Annotated in this window: 19 protein-coding genes; 4 read left to right on the forward strand and 15 right to left on the reverse strand. The window is 68.0% G+C overall.

What is annotated here, in order from left to right; translation table 11 throughout:
* The first annotated feature begins 50 nt into the window (after window positions 1–50).
* Window positions 51–647: an NAD(P)H:quinone oxidoreductase gene (wrbA, locus tag WFQ67_RS02010; RefSeq protein ID WP_213627547.1), complete on the forward strand. Its 597-nt coding sequence runs from the start codon at window positions 51–53 to the stop codon at window positions 645–647.
* 273 nt (window positions 648–920) lie between these two features.
* Here wrbA and WFQ67_RS02015 read toward each other — a convergent pair whose 3' ends face one another.
* From WFQ67_RS02015 to WFQ67_RS02040, 6 genes are all read right to left on the reverse strand, one after another.
* A complete protein-coding gene (locus WFQ67_RS02015; RefSeq protein ID WP_111259338.1) occupies window positions 921–1,385 on the reverse strand; it encodes an inhibitor of vertebrate lysozyme family protein in 465 nt (154 codons plus the stop codon).
* Between the two features lie 9 nt (window positions 1,386–1,394).
* Window positions 1,395–1,556, reverse strand: coding sequence for a DUF1328 domain-containing protein (locus WFQ67_RS02020; RefSeq protein WP_021218842.1), 162 nt, complete (start codon window positions 1,554–1,556; stop codon window positions 1,395–1,397).
* Window positions 1,557–1,587: 31 nt separating this feature from the next.
* Window positions 1,588–1,782, reverse strand: a complete 195-nt coding sequence (locus WFQ67_RS02025; protein WP_213627545.1) for a hypothetical protein — start codon at window positions 1,780–1,782, stop codon at window positions 1,588–1,590.
* A 19-nt stretch (window positions 1,783–1,801) separates the two neighbouring features.
* Window positions 1,802–2,065, reverse strand: a complete 264-nt coding sequence (locus tag WFQ67_RS02030) for a hypothetical protein (RefSeq protein WP_337056051.1) — start codon at window positions 2,063–2,065, stop codon at window positions 1,802–1,804.
* Between the two features lie 251 nt (window positions 2,066–2,316).
* A complete protein-coding gene (locus tag WFQ67_RS02035; RefSeq protein ID WP_213627543.1) occupies window positions 2,317–2,751 on the reverse strand; it encodes a ferritin-like domain-containing protein in 435 nt (144 codons plus the stop codon).
* A gap of 29 nt (window positions 2,752–2,780) precedes the next feature.
* Window positions 2,781–3,605 carry a BON domain-containing protein gene (locus WFQ67_RS02040; protein ID WP_337056052.1) on the reverse strand — a complete coding sequence of 275 codons (825 nt, stop codon included), beginning with the start codon at window positions 3,603–3,605 and terminating at the stop codon, window positions 2,781–2,783.
* 228 nt (window positions 3,606–3,833) lie between these two features.
* On the opposite strand from WFQ67_RS02040, the gene algB reads away from it, so the two are divergent.
* Both algB and WFQ67_RS02050 read left to right on the forward strand, forming a co-directional pair.
* Window positions 3,834–5,180: a sigma-54-dependent response regulator transcription factor AlgB gene (gene algB, locus WFQ67_RS02045; protein WP_213627539.1), complete on the forward strand. Its 1,347-nt coding sequence runs from the start codon at window positions 3,834–3,836 to the stop codon at window positions 5,178–5,180.
* Window positions 5,177–6,952 carry an ATP-binding protein gene (locus WFQ67_RS02050; protein WP_213627537.1) on the forward strand — a complete coding sequence of 592 codons (1,776 nt, stop codon included), beginning with the start codon at window positions 5,177–5,179 and terminating at the stop codon, window positions 6,950–6,952. The genes algB and WFQ67_RS02050 overlap by 4 nt, the downstream gene beginning before the upstream one ends.
* Before the next feature lie 137 nt (window positions 6,953–7,089).
* Here WFQ67_RS02050 and WFQ67_RS02055 read toward each other — a convergent pair whose 3' ends face one another.
* The 4 genes from WFQ67_RS02055 to WFQ67_RS02070 form a co-directional block, all read right to left on the reverse strand.
* Window positions 7,090–8,718 carry an EAL domain-containing protein gene (locus WFQ67_RS02055; RefSeq protein WP_337056053.1) on the reverse strand — a complete coding sequence of 543 codons (1,629 nt, stop codon included), beginning with the start codon at window positions 8,716–8,718 and terminating at the stop codon, window positions 7,090–7,092.
* 96 nt (window positions 8,719–8,814) lie between these two features.
* Entirely contained in the window at window positions 8,815–9,627 is an 813-nt protein-coding gene (locus WFQ67_RS02060) for an N-acetylmuramoyl-L-alanine amidase (protein WP_213627533.1), read from the reverse strand.
* A complete protein-coding gene (locus WFQ67_RS02065; RefSeq protein WP_111259329.1) occupies window positions 9,624–10,217 on the reverse strand; it encodes a MarC family protein in 594 nt (197 codons plus the stop codon). Before WFQ67_RS02065 ends, WFQ67_RS02060 begins: the two co-directional genes overlap by 4 nt.
* A 74-nt stretch (window positions 10,218–10,291) precedes the next feature.
* The gene (locus WFQ67_RS02070; protein ID WP_213627531.1) at window positions 10,292–10,972 is read right to left on the reverse strand and encodes a hypothetical protein; all 681 of its coding nucleotides are present in this window, start codon (window positions 10,970–10,972) and stop codon (window positions 10,292–10,294) included.
* Window positions 10,973–11,168: 196 nt separating this feature from the next.
* On the opposite strand from WFQ67_RS02070, the gene WFQ67_RS02075 reads away from it, so the two are divergent.
* The gene (locus WFQ67_RS02075; RefSeq protein WP_213627529.1) at window positions 11,169–12,590 is read left to right on the forward strand and encodes a DASH family cryptochrome; all 1,422 of its coding nucleotides are present in this window, start codon (window positions 11,169–11,171) and stop codon (window positions 12,588–12,590) included.
* Between the two features lie 6 nt (window positions 12,591–12,596).
* Here WFQ67_RS02075 and WFQ67_RS02080 read toward each other — a convergent pair whose 3' ends face one another.
* The 5 genes from WFQ67_RS02080 to WFQ67_RS02100 all read right to left on the reverse strand — a co-directional run bounded on the left by WFQ67_RS02080 (window position 12,597) and on the right by WFQ67_RS02100 (window position 17,277).
* On the reverse strand, window positions 12,597–14,648 hold the full coding sequence (locus WFQ67_RS02080) for a GGDEF domain-containing protein (protein ID WP_337056054.1): 2,052 nt from the start codon (window positions 14,646–14,648) through the stop codon (window positions 12,597–12,599).
* Window positions 14,645–15,523: an endonuclease/exonuclease/phosphatase family protein gene (locus tag WFQ67_RS02085; RefSeq protein WP_213627525.1), complete on the reverse strand. Its 879-nt coding sequence runs from the start codon at window positions 15,521–15,523 to the stop codon at window positions 14,645–14,647. Before WFQ67_RS02085 ends, WFQ67_RS02080 begins: the two co-directional genes overlap by 4 nt.
* A 21-nt stretch (window positions 15,524–15,544) precedes the next feature.
* Entirely contained in the window at window positions 15,545–16,174 is a 630-nt protein-coding gene (locus WFQ67_RS02090; protein ID WP_111259325.1) for a thiol:disulfide interchange protein DsbA/DsbL, read from the reverse strand.
* A gap of 153 nt (window positions 16,175–16,327) precedes the next feature.
* Complete coding sequence (locus WFQ67_RS02095; RefSeq protein ID WP_111259324.1) at window positions 16,328–16,933, reverse strand: c-type cytochrome; 606 nt, start codon at window positions 16,931–16,933, stop codon at window positions 16,328–16,330.
* Window positions 16,934–16,986: 53 nt separating this feature from the next.
* Window positions 16,987–17,277, reverse strand: coding sequence for a c-type cytochrome (locus tag WFQ67_RS02100; RefSeq protein ID WP_111259379.1), 291 nt, complete (start codon window positions 17,275–17,277; stop codon window positions 16,987–16,989).
* Between the last annotated feature and the right edge of the window lie 127 nt (window positions 17,278–17,404).

Raw genomic sequence — 17,404 nt, forward strand, 5'->3', positions numbered from 1 at the left:
CTAGGCTGAACCGGGTCGGTCGCCTGCGACCTCTGACCTGGGAGATGACGATGAAGAAGATCCTGGTGCTCTACTACTCCATGTACGGCCATATCGAACGCCTGGCCGAAGCGGTGGCCGAGGGTGCGCGCAGCGTGCCGGGCGTTGAGGTCACCCTCAAGCGCGTCGCCGAGACCATGCCCGAGGACGTCGCGCGCAACGCCGGTGCCAAGCTCGATCAGCCGGCCGCGCTGGCCAGCCCGCAGGAGCTGGCCGACTACGACGCCATCCTCTTCGGCACCCCGACCCGCTTCGGCAACATGGCCGGGCAGATGCGCACCTTCCTCGACCAGACCGGCGGGCTCTGGGTGAAGGGCGCGCTGGTGGGCAAGCTCGGCAGCGTCTTCACCTCCACCGGCACCGGCGGCGGCTCGGAAACCACCATCACCTCGTTCTGGAACACCCTGGCCCACCACGGGATGCTCATCGTCGGCCTGCCCTACGCAGCCCCCGAGCTGACCGACATCAGCGAAGTACGCGGCGGCTCGCCCTACGGCGCGGCCACCATCGCCGGCGCCGACGGCTCGCGCACGCCGACCGGCAAGGAACTCGCGCTCGCCAAGTTCCAGGGCGCCCACGTGGCCAAGTTGGCAATCAGGTTGCAATAGAGGGATAGCGGCAAGCTACAAGCGCCAAGTTAAAAGCGAGTGGCTCGCGGCTTCTGTTCTTGACTTGCAGCTTGTAACTTGCAGCTTGCAGCTGCTCTTGATAACGCTGCCCCCGGGAAGCTGGATCGCAGCTTCCCGGCGGCGGCTTCGCCTGACCCGGCCCGCAGTCGCGGAGGTAACCCCTTTACCCCTAGGTCGTGCCGCTCTACCGACGCGGTACAACCCGGCCCCCTGGTCATGGCCCCGCCTGCGGGGCCTGTGGTCTGAACGGCTTCAGTACCAGTTCGGATCGCTTTTGAGCTGTTCGTCCAGAATCGCCTTCACCTCGTCGTCCGGTTCGCCCAGCCAGCGGAAGCTGGCGTGACGGCTCGGCGACTTGTCCTGGGGCAGGCCTTCCGGCACTTGCACCAGCAGGGCGTAGGCGTCCTCCTTGTCCCAGCTGAAGGCGACCAGGAGGCGTTGGCTGGCGCAGGCGTGCGGCTCGCACAACTCGCCGACCAGAAACTTGTCACCGTCCTGGTCCACCGCCTTCATCGGCGGTGCCGTTCCGCTCAGGTTCATCACCCAATCGGGCAGACGGCTTTCATCTTCCACCAGCGCCTGCCAGGTCTCGCGGTACTGCGGGTCGGTGCCCAGCAGTTCATTGAGCCTGTGCTGCGCGTCCGTGTCGGCCGCCAGCACCAGGGTGCTGGCGAAGCCGAACGCGGTGGCGGCGCAGAGGGTGCGCAGGATGTGCATTGCGCCTCCCTAGCCCCGGCGGCGGCCGAAGATGAAGGACACCACGAACAGGACCAGGAACAGCACGAAGAGAATCTTCGCGATACCCGCAGCGGTGCCGGCGATGCCGCCGAAGCCCAGTACCGCAGCGACGATGGCGATGACGAGGAATGTAAGTGCCCAGCTGAGCATGGTGGTTCTCCTTCTTCGGTTTGTCGGGTTCTCAGCGCGCCGGCGACCAGGCCGGTTGCGGCTGAGTGGGCTGCGCTTCGGACGTTTCCTCCGCGGCCGGGTTTACGAAATCGATGCCGCTGAAATCATTGCTATCCTGCAGGGCCTGGCCGACCGCCAGGGCGCTGCCGAGCATCAGCAGGGGAAGGGCCAGAAGGGCTACCAGGAACAGGGCGATGGTCCACATCTCGAATCTCCTTGTTGGCTCAGAACACCCAGCGGGGCTGCTGGGGTTGGTCGTTCCAGCGCTCCTGGGCCACGCTCTGCAGCGAGCCGTCATGGAGCATCCCGTTGGCATGGAAGGCGGCAGGCGTCGGGAGGATGTCGATCCGCGCCGGCAGCGGCTGCTGGCGCTCCCCGGCATGCAGGTGCAGGCGCCAGGACTGACCGGCGAGCACGACCAGCGCCACGGCGAGGGTGGCCAGCAGCAGCTTGCCCGCGAGGGCGATACGTGCGTGACGACGGTTCATCCTGAAAAACCTCCTGGGCCGTTGATCGATCGGGGGACCGGAGTCCCCTGCCTTTCCTGCTTTCATCGCCACCTGGCGACGCTTCCTGATATGTAGATTGCAGAGCGCATGCCAGTTTTTACTTCCGACTAAATCCCTTTAAATTCAACAGCTTAGTTATCTATCGGCGGGCATCGTGACTGGCAACTTGCATGATCACCGGTGCGGCGTCGTGCGTTTTGCATGGCCGGACGTCCCTGTCCGGTCCCGGCTCACTTCATCGACTGCTTCAGGCTGCGCATGCGGTCGTGGCAGGCCTTGACCCGGGGCATCTCCTGGGCGATGAGGCCGCGGACCTCGGGCTCCGCGCTTTCCAGCGCATCCTCGAAGGCGTGCAGGATGCGGTCTTCGGCTTCCTCCAGCTGGCCGACATAGGTGGCCTTCTCGTCGCTGGAGAGCGACGCGCGGGTATCGGCATAGACCTGGCGCAGCTTGCCGACGAAGGTGCCGCCGGTGGACGGGTCCTCGTGGTTGGCAGCGACCTTCACCGCCAGGGCCTGGATGACCTGGGTCTTGGCCTGGGCCATGTCGCGGAACAGGCCTTGCAGGGCCGGGTCCTTCACTTCCTCGATGGCGTGCTGGTAGAAGCGCTCGCCGTCACGGGTGATCTCGATCAGTTCGTTGAGTTGCGCGGTGGTACGGGTCATGGAGTTTCTCCTTGCCGATGGTGATCGCCTCAGCCGGCGACCTTGAGGGATGCGGCCTGCACGTCGAGCACGCCGCGGACATTGCGTGCGGTTTCCACGGCCAGTTCCTTTTCGGCAGCCGTGGCCACGGTGCCGGCGAGGCGGACCACGCCCCCTTCGGTCTCCACGGAAATGTCGAGGGCGCCAAGGCTGCCGCTGGAAAGAAAGCGGGTCTTCACCCGGCCGGTGATCCAGGCGTCGCCCAGCAGGGCGGCGGGCCGGTCCTGGGCGCGGGCGGCGCTGTCCGGCTCGCCGGTCACGCGGATGGCGTTGTCCACCCGCTCGACGCCTTCGGTGCTGGCGGCGAGCCTGCCGGCCAGCTCGCGGGCCTGCGCGCTGTCCGTCTCGCCGCTCAAGGTCACCAGGCCGGCATGGGACTCGACACCGATATCCAGGCCTTCAGTGCGGGTGTTCCAGAGCAGCCTGGATTTCACCCGTGCCTTGACGGTGGCGTCGTCGAGGCGCTCGTCCGCGGCGGCCACCGAGACCCGGTGCGGGCGCACGCCGGGATCGACGCGGATGCGGTTGTCCACCGCCTCGATGCCCCCGATGCCCAGCGCCACCTGCTCGGCCAGTTCGCGCTTGACCTCGCTCTCCACCGTGCCGGTGAGCGTGGCCAGGCTGCCTTCGACATCGACGTTGAGGGAAAAGGGCGAGAGATGGCGGTTGAAGGCGAAGGCCGTCCACACCGAGCCTTCCTGGCGAGCCTCGTACAAACGCTGGCTCCAGCCCTCGCGTGCCAGCGAGGGAGCCGACGAGGCCGCCATCAGCGTGCTGCCGATCACCGCCAGCGCGAGCCTGCGCAAGTGCCACATGGAAACCCCCTGTCATGCGATCCGGCGCTCCGGCGCCTTCCGATACAGGGAAATGGCAAGGGTCATGCCAGCCCTTTTTGAGCTGATTTTTTCTTATTAATCAGTTACTTGATCACAACCCGCAGACAGTCACTGCATGCAGGCTGCAATACATGTATGAAAGAACCATGCAACTTGCACGATAATTCCTGGACTAAGCGGTACGACTGAACAATGCGGAGCGAAAAAATGGCAACAGCGACGGAAACCAAGGGACGCATCCTGCTGGTCGACGACGAGTCGGCGATCCTGCGCACCTTCCGTTATTGCCTGGAAGACGAGGGCTACAGCGTGGCCACCGCCAGCAGCGCGGCGCAGACCGAAGCCATCCTGCAGCGCCAGGTCTTCGACCTGTGCTTCCTCGACCTGCGCCTGGGCGAGGACAACGGCCTGGATGTGCTCGCGCAGGTGCGCGTGCAGGCACCCTGGATGCGCGTGGTGATCGTCACCGCGCATTCGGCGGTGGACACCGCCGTGGATGCCATGCAGGCCGGCGCGGCGGATTACCTGGTCAAGCCGTGCAGCCCCGACCAGCTGCGCCTTTCGGCCGCCAAGCAACTGGAGGTGCGCCAGCTCACGGCGCGCCTGGAGGCCCTGGAAGGCGAGGTGCGCAAGCCCGGCGACGGCCTGGACTCGCAGAGCCCGGCGATGATGGCGGTGCTGGAAACCGCGCGTCAGGTGGCGAGCACCGACGCCAACATCCTCATCCTCGGCGAGTCGGGCACCGGCAAGGGCGAGCTGGCCCGCGCCATTCACGGCTGGAGCAAGCGGGCGAAGAAATCCTGCGTGACCATCAACTGCCCGTCGCTGTCGGCGGAGCTGATGGAAAGCGAGCTTTTCGGCCACAGCCGCGGGGCCTTCACCGGGGCCAGCGAGAGCACCCTCGGCCGGGTCAACCAGGCGGACGGCGGCACGCTGTTCCTCGACGAGATCGGCGACTTTCCCCTCACGTTGCAACCCAAGTTGCTGCGTTTCATCCAGGACAAGGAATACGAGCGGGTCGGCGACGCGGTGACCCGCCGCGCCGACGTGCGCATCCTCGCCGCCACCAACCTCAACCTCGACGAAATGGTCCGCGAGGGCCGCTTCCGCGAGGACCTGCTCTACCGCCTCAACGTCATCACCCTGCACCTGCCGCCGCTGCGCGAGCGCACCGAGGACCTGATCGGCCTGGCCGAGCGCTTCCTCGCCCGCTTCGTGAAGGACTACGCGCGCCCGGCACGCGGCTTCAGCGACGCCGCGCGCGATGCCCTGCTGGGCTATCACTGGCCGGGCAACGTGCGCGAGCTGCGCAACGTCATCGAGCGCGCCAGCATCATCTGCGGCCAGGAGCTGGTGGAGATCGCCCACCTGGGCCTGAGCGAGGCGCCGGCCAACAACGCACCGCGCGTAGGCGCCTCGATGAGCCTGGAAGACCTGGAGAAGGCCCATATCGCCGCCGTCCTCGCGGCCAGCGAGACCCTCGACCAGGCCGCCAGGACCCTGGGGATCGACGCCTCGACGCTCTATCGAAAACGCAAGCAGTACGGTCTATGAAACTGCCGATGAAGCTGCGCACGCGGCTTTTTCTCAGCATCTCGGCCCTGATCACCGTCGCCCTGCTGGGCCTGTTGCTGGGGCTGATCAGCGTCATGCAACTGGCCCGCTCGCAGGAGCAACTGATCACCTACAACTTCGCCACCATCGGCCTGGGCGAGCAGTTGCGCACCCACCTGGGCGACCAGTTGGTCAACCTGACGCGCGAGCGCCCCGACGTGCCGGGGCTGCAGGCTTCGCAGAAGCGCTTCCTCGGCATCCTCCAGCAGGGGCTGATGAATGCCCGCGACGAGCAGACCCGCCAGGGCTTCCAGGCCATCGCCGATGCCTATGGCGACTTCCTGCGGGTCAGCGAGCGCGCGGACGGAGATAGCCGCGACGACGATTTCAGCCAGGCGCTCAACGCCACCCGCAACGCCATGCTGGCGCTGCAGAAGCACGCGCTGCACAGCGCCGCCGAGGCCGAGCAGTCCGCCCGCGAGCGCGCCAGCCTGGTCGCGACGCTGCTGGGCGTGCTGGGCATCGCCGTACTGATGATCGGCTTCGTCACCGCCCACGGCATCGCCCGCCGCTTCGGCCAGCCCATCGAGGCACTGGCGCGCGCGGCCGACCGGATCGGGCAGGGCGACTTCCAGGTGACCCTGCCGATTTCCACGGTCAGCGAGATGGCCTCGCTGAGCCGTCGCTTCGGCTTGATGGCCGAGGGCCTGCGGCTGTTCAAGGAAACCAATATCGAAAAGCTGCTGGCCGAGCAGCGGCGCCTGAAGGCGGTGCTCGACAGCATCGACGACGGCCTGCTGATCCTCGACCGCCAGGGCCGCATCGAGCACGCCAACCCGGTGGCCCAGCGCCAGCTGGCCTGGGAGACCGAGCAGCTCGGCCAGACCCTCAGCCATGCCATGAACAACCCCGCCATGGAGCTGCCCACCCAGCAGGTGCTGCGCGGCGAGACCCTGGCCCAGGAGCCGGACGACCTGAGCATCGAGGCCGACGGCGAGAGCCGCCTGCTGAGCTGGCGCCTGACGCCGGTGAGCCTGGACGAGGAGCGCATCCTCGGGGCGGTGATGGTGCTGCGCGATGTCACCGAGCAGCGCGCGTTCGAGCGGGTGCGCAACGAGTTCGTGCTGCGCGCCTCCCACGAGCTGCGCACCCCGGTGACCGGCATGCAGATGGCGTTCGGCCTGCTGCGCGAGCGCCTGGATTTCGCCGAGGAGTCGCGCGAGTCCGACCTGCTGCTGACCGTGGACGAGGAGATGCAGCGCCTGGTGCGGCTGATCAACGACCTGCTGCACTTCTCCCGCTACCAGAACGGCATGCAGACCCTGAACCTGGCGCCCTGCGACATCGACGACCTGCTCGGCAGCCTGCGCGCGCGCTTCCAGGAGCCGGCGCAGGCCAAGGGCATCAGCATCGAGCTGGACCTCCTGGAGCCGCTGCCCCGCGTGCCCATCGACCGGCCGCAGGTGGAGCGCGTGCTGGACAACCTGGTGAGCAACGCCATCCGCCACACGCCCAACGGCGGGCACATCCGCCTGCAGTCGCGGCGCCATGGCGAGCGGGTGATCCTCAGCGTCGAGGACAACGGCGAGGGCGTGCCCTACAGCCAGCAGGCGCGCATCTTCGAGCCCTTCGTGCAGTTGGGCAGCTACACCGGCGGCGTCGGCCTGGGTCTCGCGCTGTGCAAGGAGATCGTCCAGCTCCATGGCGGACGCATCGGCATCTACTCGCGCCCCGGCGAGGGCGCGCAGTTCTACCTGGCGCTGCCGCTCTAGCGGCGCGCCTTTCCCTTCATCCCCGGGGCGCTTCGCGAGCAGAGCTCGCTCCTACGAGGGCGGGCTCGAACGTCCTCGTAGGATGGGTAGAGCGAAGCGAAACCCATCACCTCGGAGCGACGGGTTTCCCGATGCGATCAGGCGGCGGGCAGGGTTTCGTCGTTGAGGGCCTGGGCGAGGTCGAGCTGGCCGGCCACCAGGTCACGGAAACGCGCAGCGGTGAGCGGCCGCGAGAACAGCCAGCCCTGGCCGTAGTGGGCACCCTCGCTGGCGAGGAATAGCGCCTGGGCCTCGTGCTCGATGCCTTCGGCCACCACCTTCAGTTGCAGCGCCTGGGCCATGTGCACGATGTGCGGGGCCACGCCGCTGCTGGCCGCGTCGTGGCCGAGGGCGTCGACGAAGGCCTTGTCGATCTTCAACACATCCGCCGGCAGCGCCTGCAGGTAGGCGAGGCTGCTGTAGCCGGTGCCGAAGTCGTCGATGAGGATGCGATGGCCCTGGGCACGCAGCTGGCCGAGCACCTCCTGGGCGGCCTGGATATCGGCCAGGCCGTGCTCGGTGACCTCGAAGGCGATCTGCCGCGCCGGCACCTGGTAGCGCGCCAGCAGCGCGGCGGTGAGCGGGGCGATGCGCGGCGAGCCGACGTCGCAGGCCGCCAGGTTGATGGAGATGTACAGCTCCGGGTTGGCACGCAGGAAGGCGCTCTGCTGGGCCAGCACCTGCTCGATCATGAAGTCGGTGATGTCGCGGATCTGCCCGGTGCTCTCGGCCAGGGGGATGAACAGGTCCGGGCTCATCATGTTGCCGTCGGTACGGCGCCAGCGCACCAGGGCCTCGGCACCGACGCAGCGGCGGCTGGCCAGGTCGAACAGCGGCTGGTAGCGCACCCGCAGCTCGCGCCGGCGGATGGCGCCCTGCAGCTCGCCGCTGAGGGACTGGCGGCGGCACATGGCGTAGTAGGCGAGCACGCCGCAGAGCAGCGACAGCAGGGCGGCAACCGGCAGCCAGCCGAGCAGGGCGTCACGGGCGCGGGCCAACAGCTCGCCGCGCGGGGTCATCACCAGCAGGTCGAACTCCGGCGTCTGGGTGGGCATGCGGTAGGCCAGGCGATCGGCGTTGACCTCCAGCTCATAGTCCTTGGGCATCGGCCACTCGGAACCGGGCGGCCAGGGTTGCGCCAGGCCGAGGATGGGCAGGGCGGCACCGGTGCTTTTCGGCAGCAGCAGGAGACTGGCGCCGGCGGGCAGCTCGACCATGTCGCTGAGGTGCCCGCGCGAGGTGGACAGGCGGAAGTAGCCGCGCCCCACCACCAGGGCGGCGAGGTTGTCGTCGGGCTGGTCGGTGCTGTTGAGCCAGTAGCTCTGGCGCTGGCCGACGATGTCCGCCGGGCGCTCCGGGCCGAAGGAGTTCTGCCGCGGCCAGGAGGAGCAGCGCTGGCCGCCGCCGATGAAGGCCGCCTCGTAGATGAAGCGGTAGCGGAAGTTGATCTGCCGCAGCGTCTCCACCATGGCCATGTCGCAGCCACGCAGGGGCTGGGCTTCGAGCTTGTCGAGGGCCTCGTGGAGCTGGCCGAACACCTGCTCCAGGCGCTGCAGGAAGCGTTCGCCCTGGACCTTCATCTGTTCCTGCTCGGCACGCTGGGCCTGCTGGGCCGCCAGCCACAGGCTCGCCAGCACGAACAGGCAGGCGCTCAGCAGGCCGGCCAGGATGGCCACGGGCAGGGGCTGGTAGAGGGTGCGGCGCCAACGGGAAAGTGGGGGCTGCATGATGGCAAGCGCGTCTTGGCGAGATCAGTGAGGTATAGCCCACCGCCAGGAAATCATCGCGCCGGACGCCGACCGGCGCGCGTCGGCGTCATTGCGTCAATTGAATGTCACGGGGCGGGGCGGCAGGCCCTCCCCCGGGGTGCGGTTGAGCACCAGCAACAGGGCGGCGGTCTCGGCATCGGGCTGGCCGTCGAACAGGTGCGGGCGGTACTTCATCTGGAACGCGGCGATGACGTTGCGGGTGGCCTCGTCCAGCTGCCCGTTGCGCGGCACCGGGTAGCCCTGGCGGGCCAGCTGCATCTGGAACCAGCCGACGGTGGGCAGCGCCTGGGCGAAGCGCGCCTGCTCCACCGCCACGGCGGAAGCCTCCGGCCAGGGCACGAGGCCGGCGTCGGCGAGGCGCTTCCAGGGGAACAGGGGGCCGGGATCGACCTTGCGCTGGGGGGCGATGTCGCTGTGCCCGATGATGCTGCCCAGGGGCAGGTTGTGGCGCTTGACGATGTCCTTGAGCAGCACGATCAGGGCGTCGATCTGCTGCTCGTCGAAGGGCTGCCAGTTGCGCCCGGTGGCGGTCTGCTCGTAGCCCTCGTTGACCAGCTCGATGCCGATGGTGCTCGCGTTGAGCCAGGTGCGGCCCTGCCATTCGCTCTGGCCGGCGTGCCAGGCACGGCGGTTCTCGTCCACCAGTTGGTAGATGGTCGGCGGCTGGGCGCCGATCAGGTAGTGGGCGCTGACCTCGCCATGGGTGAGCAGCGCGAGGGAGTGCTCCAGGTCGGTCGAGGTGTAGTGCAGCACCACGTACTGCACGCGGCTGTTCTGGTTGACCGAGGTCTGGCTGCGGTCGATGCGCGGGCCGCTGGCGCAACCGGCGAGCAGGGCCAGCAACAGGCCGAGGGCTAGGGTTCTCATGGGCTGATGTGTAGCACGCTTTGCAGGTTGTCCAGGAGCATGTCGACGCTGAGCATGATCAGCAGCATGCCAGTCAGGCGCTCCACCGCCATCAGGCCGCGCTGGCCGAGGAAGCGCTGCAGGAAGGCGGCCTGGAGCAGGATCAGGGCGGTGCAGGCCCAGGCCACCAGCACGGCGACGTAGAGCTCCCAGAGCTCGCCCTGGTGGGTGTTGCGCAGGGTCATCAGCACCGCCAGCGCGGAGGGGCCGGCCACGGCCGGGGTGGCCAGGGGCACCAGCATCGGCTCGCCGTCGGGCAGGTCGCCGAGCACGCCTTCGGGGCGCGGGAAGATCAGGCGCAGGGCGATGATGAAGAGAATGATGCCGCCGGCGATGGCGATGGCCTCGCGGGAGAGGCCGAGGCCGCTGAGGATGTTCTCGCCGAAGGTGAGGAAGAGCAGCAGCAGGCCGAGGGCGAACACCAGTTCACGCAGGGCCACCTTGAGGCGCCGCTCCGGCGCGACGTTCTTCAGCGCGGCGAGGAAGATGGCGATGTTGCCGAACGGGTCGGTGACCAGAAAGATCAGCACGGCGATGCCGAGAATTTCCATGGGCGCTCCTCAACTGAAGGACGAAGTGTAAAGGGCGCTGGCGGCGACGTCTCGCCGCCGTGCCGGGTCGGGTGTCAGAAGTGGTACTTGAGGGTGGTGTTGACCGCGCGCTGGTCGCGCGAGGCGTTGCCGCGCACGTCGTCCAGCTCGCTGTAGCCGCCGCTCTGCTGCAGGTACTGGATGCCGAGGAACAGCTGGCGACCCTGGGCGAAGAAGTAGTCGCCGGCATCGAAGCTCAGCTGCGGGCTGAAGCTCAGGCCCTGCTCGCGCTCGCCTTCGGCGCCGGCCCAGTCGAGGCCGCCGTCCAGCAGCCAGCTGGCGTCGCCGAGGCGGAAGGCGTAGGCCCAGGCACCGCTGAACTGCACGCTGTGACCGGGCTCGTCCTGGTCGTCGCGGTCGTAGAGGCTGAGGGTCAGGTAGTCGAAGCCCGGGGCCTGGAGGTCGAAGGCGGGGCCGAGCAGGTTGCCGCCCTGCCCGGGGGCCGGGGTGGCGTGGGCCCCGGCGATGCGCATGCGCAGGGGGGCGGGGGTGTGGCCGGGCAGGTCGGCCAGGGCCTTGGGCGAGAGGCCGGCGGTGAAGGCCGGGCGCTCGGAGGCGAAGCTGAGGAAGCTCTCGCCGGCGGAATAGGGAAGGGTGGCGAACTGCAGGTTGCCGTCCTGCAGTTGCAGCAGTTCGTTGCCGGCGACCTGGACGGCGCCGAAGGTCAGGGCAAAACCACCCAACCAGCTGGCGATACGCGAAAGGGAAAGACGCATTGACGATGTCTCCACAGGTGAATGCGGGCGGGGCCCGCGAAAAAAGGGGCGGATTATACGCAGCTCCCGGCCCGAGGGCAGCAACGCCACCGGTCATCCTCCGGGCGGCACTGTTCAACGCCTTCGAAAAGCCTATAACTTCTAGTGGCCAGCGGAATCCGTTGGCATAGGGAAATGCCTGCCGAGGATCAACGTCATGCGCCGCCATCTGCTCTGGTTCAAACAGGACCTGCGTCTGGACGACCACCCCGCCGTGCAGGCCGCGCTGGCGGCCGACCGGGTTCTTCCCCTGTTCGTCTTCGACCCGAAGCTGCTGCGTCCGGGCGACCTGGGCATCCGCCGCATGGGCGTGCACCGCGCCCGCTTCCAGCTGGAAAGCCTCACCGCCCTGGACGCCGAGCTGCGCCAGCGCGGCTCGCGCCTGCTGGTGGTGCAGGGCGACGCTGCGCAGGTGATCCCGGCGCTGATGGAGCACCTGGACCTGAACGAGGTGCTGACCCTCGAAGAGGTGGCGCCCCGGGAGCGCGCCCTGGTCGAGGAGGTGCGCCAGGCCCTGGGCGATATCCGCCTGCGCGAGCTGGCCGGCAACAGCCTGTTGCGCCGCGAGGAGCTGCCGACGCCGGTGGAGCGGCTGCCGGCGGTGTTCAGCCAGTTCCGCGAGCAAATCGAGCAGCGCCCCAGCGTGTACCAGCCGCGGCCGGCCCCCGAGTCCCTGCCACCGCTGCCCGAGGCGGTGGATGCGCTGTTCGAACCCCTGCCGACGCCGACCCGCCTGGGGCTGGGCGAGCCGGTCAGCCTATCGATCAGTGCGTTCCCCTTCTCCGGTGGCGAGACCGCCGCGCTGGCACGGGTGCGCGACTACCTGTGGACCAGCCAGAGCGTGCGCGGCTACCAGGACAGCCGCAACGGCATGGTGGGCAGTGAGTACTCCTCCAAGTTCTCCCCCTGGCTGGCCAACGGCAGCCTCTCGCCACGGCGCGTCGCCGCCGAGCTGCGCCGTCACGAGGCGCAGTACGGCGCCAATGCCTCCACCCATCAGCTCTGGCAGCAGCTGTTGTGGCGCGACTATTTCCGCTGGACCCTGCTGCGCCATGGCAGCGCGTTGTTCGAGGCCGGCGGGCTGAAGGCCACCGCGCGGGCGCCACAACACTTGGATGAACGTTTCGAGAGCTGGTGTCGAGGCCGCACCGGCATGCCGCTGGTGGACGCCAGCATGCGCGAGCTGGCCGCCACGGGCTTCATGTCCAACCGCGGTCGCCAGGTGGTGGCCGCCTACCTGGTGCACGACCTGGAGCAGGACTGGCGCCACGGTGCGGCCTGGTTCGAGGAACACCTCCTGGACTACGACCCGGCGAGCAACTGGGGCAACTGGGCTTACCTGGCCGGCGTGGCCAGCGACCCGCAACGCAGCCAGGCCTTCAATGCGCTGCGCCAGGCCCGTCACTACGACCCGGATGCGACCTATGTGAGCCTCTGGCTGCCCGAGTTGCGGGCGCTACCGCCGGAGCTGCGTCACACGCCCTTCCAGCTGTCGCGCCTGCAACTCGACGCCCTGGACTACCCGCGCCTGGAGCACGTGCCTGAAGACTGGAAGCCTTACCTCACCTACGCCGCCTGAGGCGACTCAGCCCAGCACGATGCGGTTGCGACCGTCGCGCTTGGCGCGGTACAGCGCCTGGTCGGCACGCTCGAACGCCTGGTCGTCCTTCTCGCCCTCGACGAAGGACACCAGCCCCCCCGACAAGGTGATGGTCACGGGCTCGCCCTTGAAGTGGAACGGGCACTGCTCGATGGCCCCGCGCAGGGTGTCGAGCAATTGCTGGCCACCCTCCAGCGGAGTGGCGGGGATCAGCAGGACGAACTCCTCGCCGCCGAAGCGAGCGATGAAGTCGGTCTTGCGCAGGCGCTTGGCGATCTCGCCGGCGATGATCTTGAGCACCTTGTCGCCGGCCAGGTGGCCGTAGTTGTCGTTGATGCGCTTGAAGTGGTCGATGTCCAGCACGGCCAGCAGCAGCTCGCCGCCATAGCGCTTCCAGCGCGCCACCTCGAGCTCCAGGCGCTCGCTCCAGGCGGCCCGGTTGGGCAGGCCGGTGAGCGGATCACTGAGTGCCTTCTGCCGCTGCTCCTCGAGATGGTCACGGAAGGCGCTGGCTTCCTGTTCCATGGTCGCGACGCGGTCCACCAGCATCTTGAGGCGCCCGCCGACTTCTTCTTCGCGGGCGGCACGCTGGCGCTGGTAGTCGTTCATGGTGCTGAGCAGGCCGTCGAGGCGCTTTTCCACGGCGCGCTTGAGGTCGTCCAGGTCGGTGGCGTCCTGCACGCTGCTCTGCAGGTCGCTGACCTGCTCGCGCAACTGGTCGTCGAGCACGCGGGCGCTTTCCAGGGTCTCGCTGTAGCCCTCCTGGGCGGCGGAAATGGAGGCGACGAAGGCGACCAGGCGCTCGTTGAGCTGCTTGAGGTAGAGGGCGAAGTCGCGGTGTTCGCTGTTGGTGACGGCCAGCACCAGCACGGCGAGGTCGTCCAGCACCGGCACCAGTTCGTACCAGTTCAGGCCGCCCTCCAGGCGCTCGCGCAGGGCTTCGCCCTGGGGTTTGTGGCGCTCGGGCAGGTCGAGTTCGTCCAGAAGCCCCCGCAGGCTGGCGGCGACGTGCGGCGCGACGGCGCTGTAGCCAGGCTCGGGCGGCGTGGGCAGCGCGTAGCCCGGGTCGCCTTCGCCGGTGAGCAGCGCCGCTGGCAGCGGCAGGCTGTCGAGGCGCGGGGACAGGCTCGGGCTCACGCCACCGGTGACAGCGGTGACGGGCGCCGCTGCCGCGACGGACGCCATGGGCTCCACGGCGAGCGGATCGACCGGGGCGGCGGCGGGCGCTACGGGTGCAGGCGCCGGGACAGCGGCAGGCGCGGCCTCGGCGGCGGCCTGGAGCGGGGCCGGTTGTTCGAGGGCCCCGGGGGCGGCCGGCGCTGGCTGGGCCACCGGGGCCTGGGCAGGCGCGGGAACGGGTGCGCCGGCAGCCGGCGCGGCGGGCTCGTCATCCTCGGCAGGCGTCGCAGCCGCCTGCAACGCGGCGGGTGCGGGGACGGCCGGCGGCGGGGCCAAGGCTTCGCCACCCGGGAGCGGCGCGCCGCCCGCCTGGGGCTCTTCGGCGCTGTCGCCCTGGCCTCCGAACAGGCGCTGCAGCAGGCCGGGCCTGGGCGTGGCGGATTCGGCATTGACGATTTCGTCGAGGGCGCGCTGTTGCAGGCCGCTGAGCTCGCCGAGGAGGGCGGGCATCTCCCGCGCCTGGCTTGCGCGCTCGTCGATGCGCTTGGCGAACTGCTTGAGGGCCTTGCGCACGTCACGCGGCACATCCAGCTTGAGCAGCTGGTTGGTCAGCCCGGTGAGGGCGCCGACGTTCTGGTCGATCCGTTGCTGGCGGCGCTGCTCGGAATCGAGCACGGCCTTTTCCAGGCGCGGGATCAGGGCGGAGAGGCCGGCGTCGATCTGGTCGCCACGGATGATCTCGCGCAGCTCCTGCATGCACTGGTCGACGGCCTTGTCGGTGCCCTCGGCGGCGAGGGAGCTGCGCACCAGGCCACGGCGCAAGAGGTCGAGGCGGGCGTCCCAGCGGCGCTCCAGCTTCTCCTGCTGTTCGAGGCTCTGCAGGTACTTTTCTTTCCAGCGCTGGCCGTCGTCGCTCATGAAGGTGTTCCGTGGGGGGTGTCCATCAGGGCCGGCAGCGCATCCCCGGTGAGGGAGGCGGGGAGGCGGATGTCCACCGCCACTGGCAGGTGGTCGGAGATGGGTTGGCTGAGCACCTGCACACGCTCCAGGGCGAGGCTGGGGCTGAGCAGGATGTGGTCGAGGCAGCGCTGTGGGCGCCAGCTCGGGAAGGTGGCCTCGACCTGCGGCGCGAGCAGCCCGAGATCACGCAGGGGCGAGGTCTTCAGCAGGTCGTTGGCATGGGTGTTCATGTCGCCCATCAGCACCTGGTGGCGGTAGCCGCCGATCAGCTCGCGGATGTAGGCGAGCTGGCGGGTACGGGCCTTGGTGCCGAGGGCCAGGTGCATCATCACCACTACCAGCGCGTCCTCGCCCTCGCCGAAGCGCAGGAGGATGGCGCCGCGACCAGGCGGGCCGGGGAGGGGGTGGTCTTCGAGGCAGGTGGGCTGCAGGCGGCTGAGCAACCCGTTGCTGTGCTGGGCGATGCGCCCGAGGTTGCGGTTGAGCTGCTGGTACCAGAAGGGAAACGCGGCCAGGTGGGCGAGGTGCTCGACCTGGTTGACGTAGCCCGAGCGCAGACTGCCGCCATCGACTTCCTGCAGGGCCACGAGGTCGAAATCGCCGAGCAGGGCACCGATGCGCTGCAGGTTGCCTGCACGGCCGGCATGGGGCAACAGGTGCTGCCAGCTGCGGGTCAGGTAATGACGGTAGTGGCCGGTGCTGATGCCGACCTGGATATTGAAGCTGAGCAGCCGGAGGCGACCGTCCTGGGGCAGGCCGCTGGAATTGCAATGCGGGTTGACCTGCGGGGTCCGCAGGCCCGCGGTGCGATCATTGCTCCAGCGGCGCAGCATCTTCGCTCTGCAGGGCGCCGCTTACTTCGCGGCGCGCTCCTTGGCGATGAGGAAGTCGGCAACCTGGGTGGCCTGCTCGGGGCCGCCGGAGGAGCCGATGTCGAAGCGGTACTTGCCGTTGACGATAAGGGTCGGTACACCGGAGATCTGATACGCCATGGCGAGCTTCTTGGCCTTCTCCATCTGGCTCTTCACGCCGAAGGAGTTATAGGCCTTGATGAAGGCGGCCTTGTCGACGCCCTGGCCAGCGAGGAACTCGGCCATCTCGTCGGGGGTGGAGAGCTTCTTGCCTTCCTTGTGGATGGCCTCGAACACAGCTTTGTGCACGGCGTGCTCGACGCCCATGCTCTCCAGGGTGATGAACAGCTGGCCATGGACGTTCCACACGCCGCCGAACATGGCGGGGATGCGCACGAAGTTGACGTCTTCGGGCAGCTTCTCGGTCCAGGCGTTCAGGGTGGGTTCGAATTGGTAGCAATGGGGGCAGCCGTACCAGAACAGTTCCACCACTTCAATCTTGCCGGGCTTGGACACCGGGACCGGGCTGCTCAGTTCGACGTACTGTTTGCCGGCCTGGATGTCCTCGGCCTGTGCGGTCATGCCGAAAAGGCTCGCACTGGCAAGAACGGCGGAAAGAATCAGGTTACGCATGCTTAACTCCTAAGCGGTCAGTATGGTTCTGCGGCGGGCCTTGCTTCGACCGATCGCTGTGCGTCGGGTTCCGGCAATTGTAGCGGCGGAACCAATGAAAAAGGGTGGCCATGGCCACCCTTTTATTTACCGATTTCTACCGCTGGGTCGGACTCAGTGCAGACCCTGAATGTAGCTAGACACGGCTTCGATGTCCTTGTTGCTCAGCTTCGCGGCGATGGCGCGCATGATCATGCTGTCGCCGTCGTTGGTGCGGTTGCCTTCGCGGAAGTCGGTCAGTTGCTTGGCCACGTACTGGGCGTGCTGGCCACCCAGGTGCGGGAAGCCGGCGGCGGCGTTGCCGGCACCGTTCGGGGAGTGGCAACCGGTGCAGGCGGGCATGCCTTCTTCCAGCTTGCCGCCACGGAACAGGGCTTCACCACGGGCGACCAGCTTGGGATCGGCGGCGCCGACGCTGCCGGACTGGCTGGAGAAGTAGGCGGCGATGTCAGCCAGGTCCTGGTCGCTCAGGTTGGTCAGCAGGCCGGTCATTTCCAGCACTTGGCGGTTACCGGACTTGATGTCGTGCAGCTGCTTGAGCAGGTAGCGCTCGCCCTGGCCGGCCAGTTTCGGGAAGTTGGGGGCGGCGCTGTTGCCGTCCGGACCATGGCAGGCACCACATACGGCAGCTTTCGCCTGACCGGCTTTGGCGTCGCCAGCGGCGTGGGCCAGACCGGTGATGCCCAGGGTCAACAGCAGACTCACGAGTACTTTGTTCATCAGCTAATCCAATTACGGCTAAGGGTGAAAGAGTTAGCGCCGGGCTACCTTGATTATTGGCTCATCCACTGGATGACCGCTTGGTAGTCCTCGGCACTGCAGTCCATGCACAAGCCTCGGGGAGGCATGGCGTTCAAACCATTGGTGACGCTCTTGACCAGAGCATCGTTGCCCTTGGCCAGACGCGGCTCCCAGGCGGCCTTGTCGCCCTTTTTCGGCGCCATAGGCAGTTGACCGTTGTGACAGGCACCGCAGGCCCGGTTGAAAACCGCTTCCGGATCCTGGGCGGCCTGAGCGCCAAAGGCCAGCGCCGCAAGGCTTGCGACGAGTAGCACTTTCTTCATGATCAACCTCATCAGAGGGGCCCTGCCATGCGTTCTGTCGCGCAACGGTCAGTCCCGTGGACACTGAACCCTGGGGGATAAAGCGCACACTAAATCTGCGGCATTATATACTGGCGATGCTCAAACG

It is taken from the genome of Pseudomonas sp. USHLN015 (assembly GCF_037153275.1).
GTDB lineage: Bacteria > Pseudomonadota > Gammaproteobacteria > Pseudomonadales > Pseudomonadaceae > Metapseudomonas > Metapseudomonas tohonis.

Coding starts and splice junctions, on each gene's coding strand:
- WFQ67_RS02065 (WP_111259329.1), bottom strand. CDS start 10,217: ATGGAAATTCTCGGCATCGCCGTGCTGATCTTTCTGGTCACCGACCCG.
- WFQ67_RS02060 (WP_213627533.1), bottom strand. CDS start 9,627: ATGAGAACCCTAGCCCTCGGCCTGTTGCTGGCCCTGCTCGCCGGTTGC.
- WFQ67_RS02100 (WP_111259379.1), bottom strand. CDS start 17,277: ATGAAGAAAGTGCTACTCGTCGCAAGCCTTGCGGCGCTGGCCTTTGGC.
- WFQ67_RS02070 (WP_213627531.1), bottom strand. CDS start 10,972: ATGCGTCTTTCCCTTTCGCGTATCGCCAGCTGGTTGGGTGGTTTTGCC.
- WFQ67_RS02040 (WP_337056052.1), bottom strand. CDS start 3,605: ATGTGGCACTTGCGCAGGCTCGCGCTGGCGGTGATCGGCAGCACGCTG.
- WFQ67_RS02050 (WP_213627537.1), top strand. CDS start 5,177: ATGAAACTGCCGATGAAGCTGCGCACGCGGCTTTTTCTCAGCATCTCG.
- WFQ67_RS02020 (WP_021218842.1), bottom strand. CDS start 1,556: ATGCTCAGCTGGGCACTTACATTCCTCGTCATCGCCATCGTCGCTGCG.
- algB (WP_213627539.1), top strand. CDS start 3,834: ATGGCAACAGCGACGGAAACCAAGGGACGCATCCTGCTGGTCGACGAC.
- WFQ67_RS02015 (WP_111259338.1), bottom strand. CDS start 1,385: ATGCACATCCTGCGCACCCTCTGCGCCGCCACCGCGTTCGGCTTCGCC.
- WFQ67_RS02095 (WP_111259324.1), bottom strand. CDS start 16,933: ATGAACAAAGTACTCGTGAGTCTGCTGTTGACCCTGGGCATCACCGGT.
- WFQ67_RS02030 (WP_337056051.1), bottom strand. CDS start 2,065: ATGAACCGTCGTCACGCACGTATCGCCCTCGCGGGCAAGCTGCTGCTG.
- WFQ67_RS02075 (WP_213627529.1), top strand. CDS start 11,169: ATGCGCCGCCATCTGCTCTGGTTCAAACAGGACCTGCGTCTGGACGAC.
- WFQ67_RS02025 (WP_213627545.1), bottom strand. CDS start 1,782: ATGTGGACCATCGCCCTGTTCCTGGTAGCCCTTCTGGCCCTTCCCCTG.
- WFQ67_RS02035 (WP_213627543.1), bottom strand. CDS start 2,751: ATGACCCGTACCACCGCGCAACTCAACGAACTGATCGAGATCACCCGT.
- WFQ67_RS02090 (WP_111259325.1), bottom strand. CDS start 16,174: ATGCGTAACCTGATTCTTTCCGCCGTTCTTGCCAGTGCGAGCCTTTTC.
- WFQ67_RS02080 (WP_337056054.1), bottom strand. CDS start 14,648: ATGAGCGACGACGGCCAGCGCTGGAAAGAAAAGTACCTGCAGAGCCTC.
- WFQ67_RS02085 (WP_213627525.1), bottom strand. CDS start 15,523: ATGCTGCGCCGCTGGAGCAATGATCGCACCGCGGGCCTGCGGACCCCG.
- wrbA (WP_213627547.1), top strand. CDS start 51: ATGAAGAAGATCCTGGTGCTCTACTACTCCATGTACGGCCATATCGAA.
- WFQ67_RS02055 (WP_337056053.1), bottom strand. CDS start 8,718: ATGCAGCCCCCACTTTCCCGTTGGCGCCGCACCCTCTACCAGCCCCTG.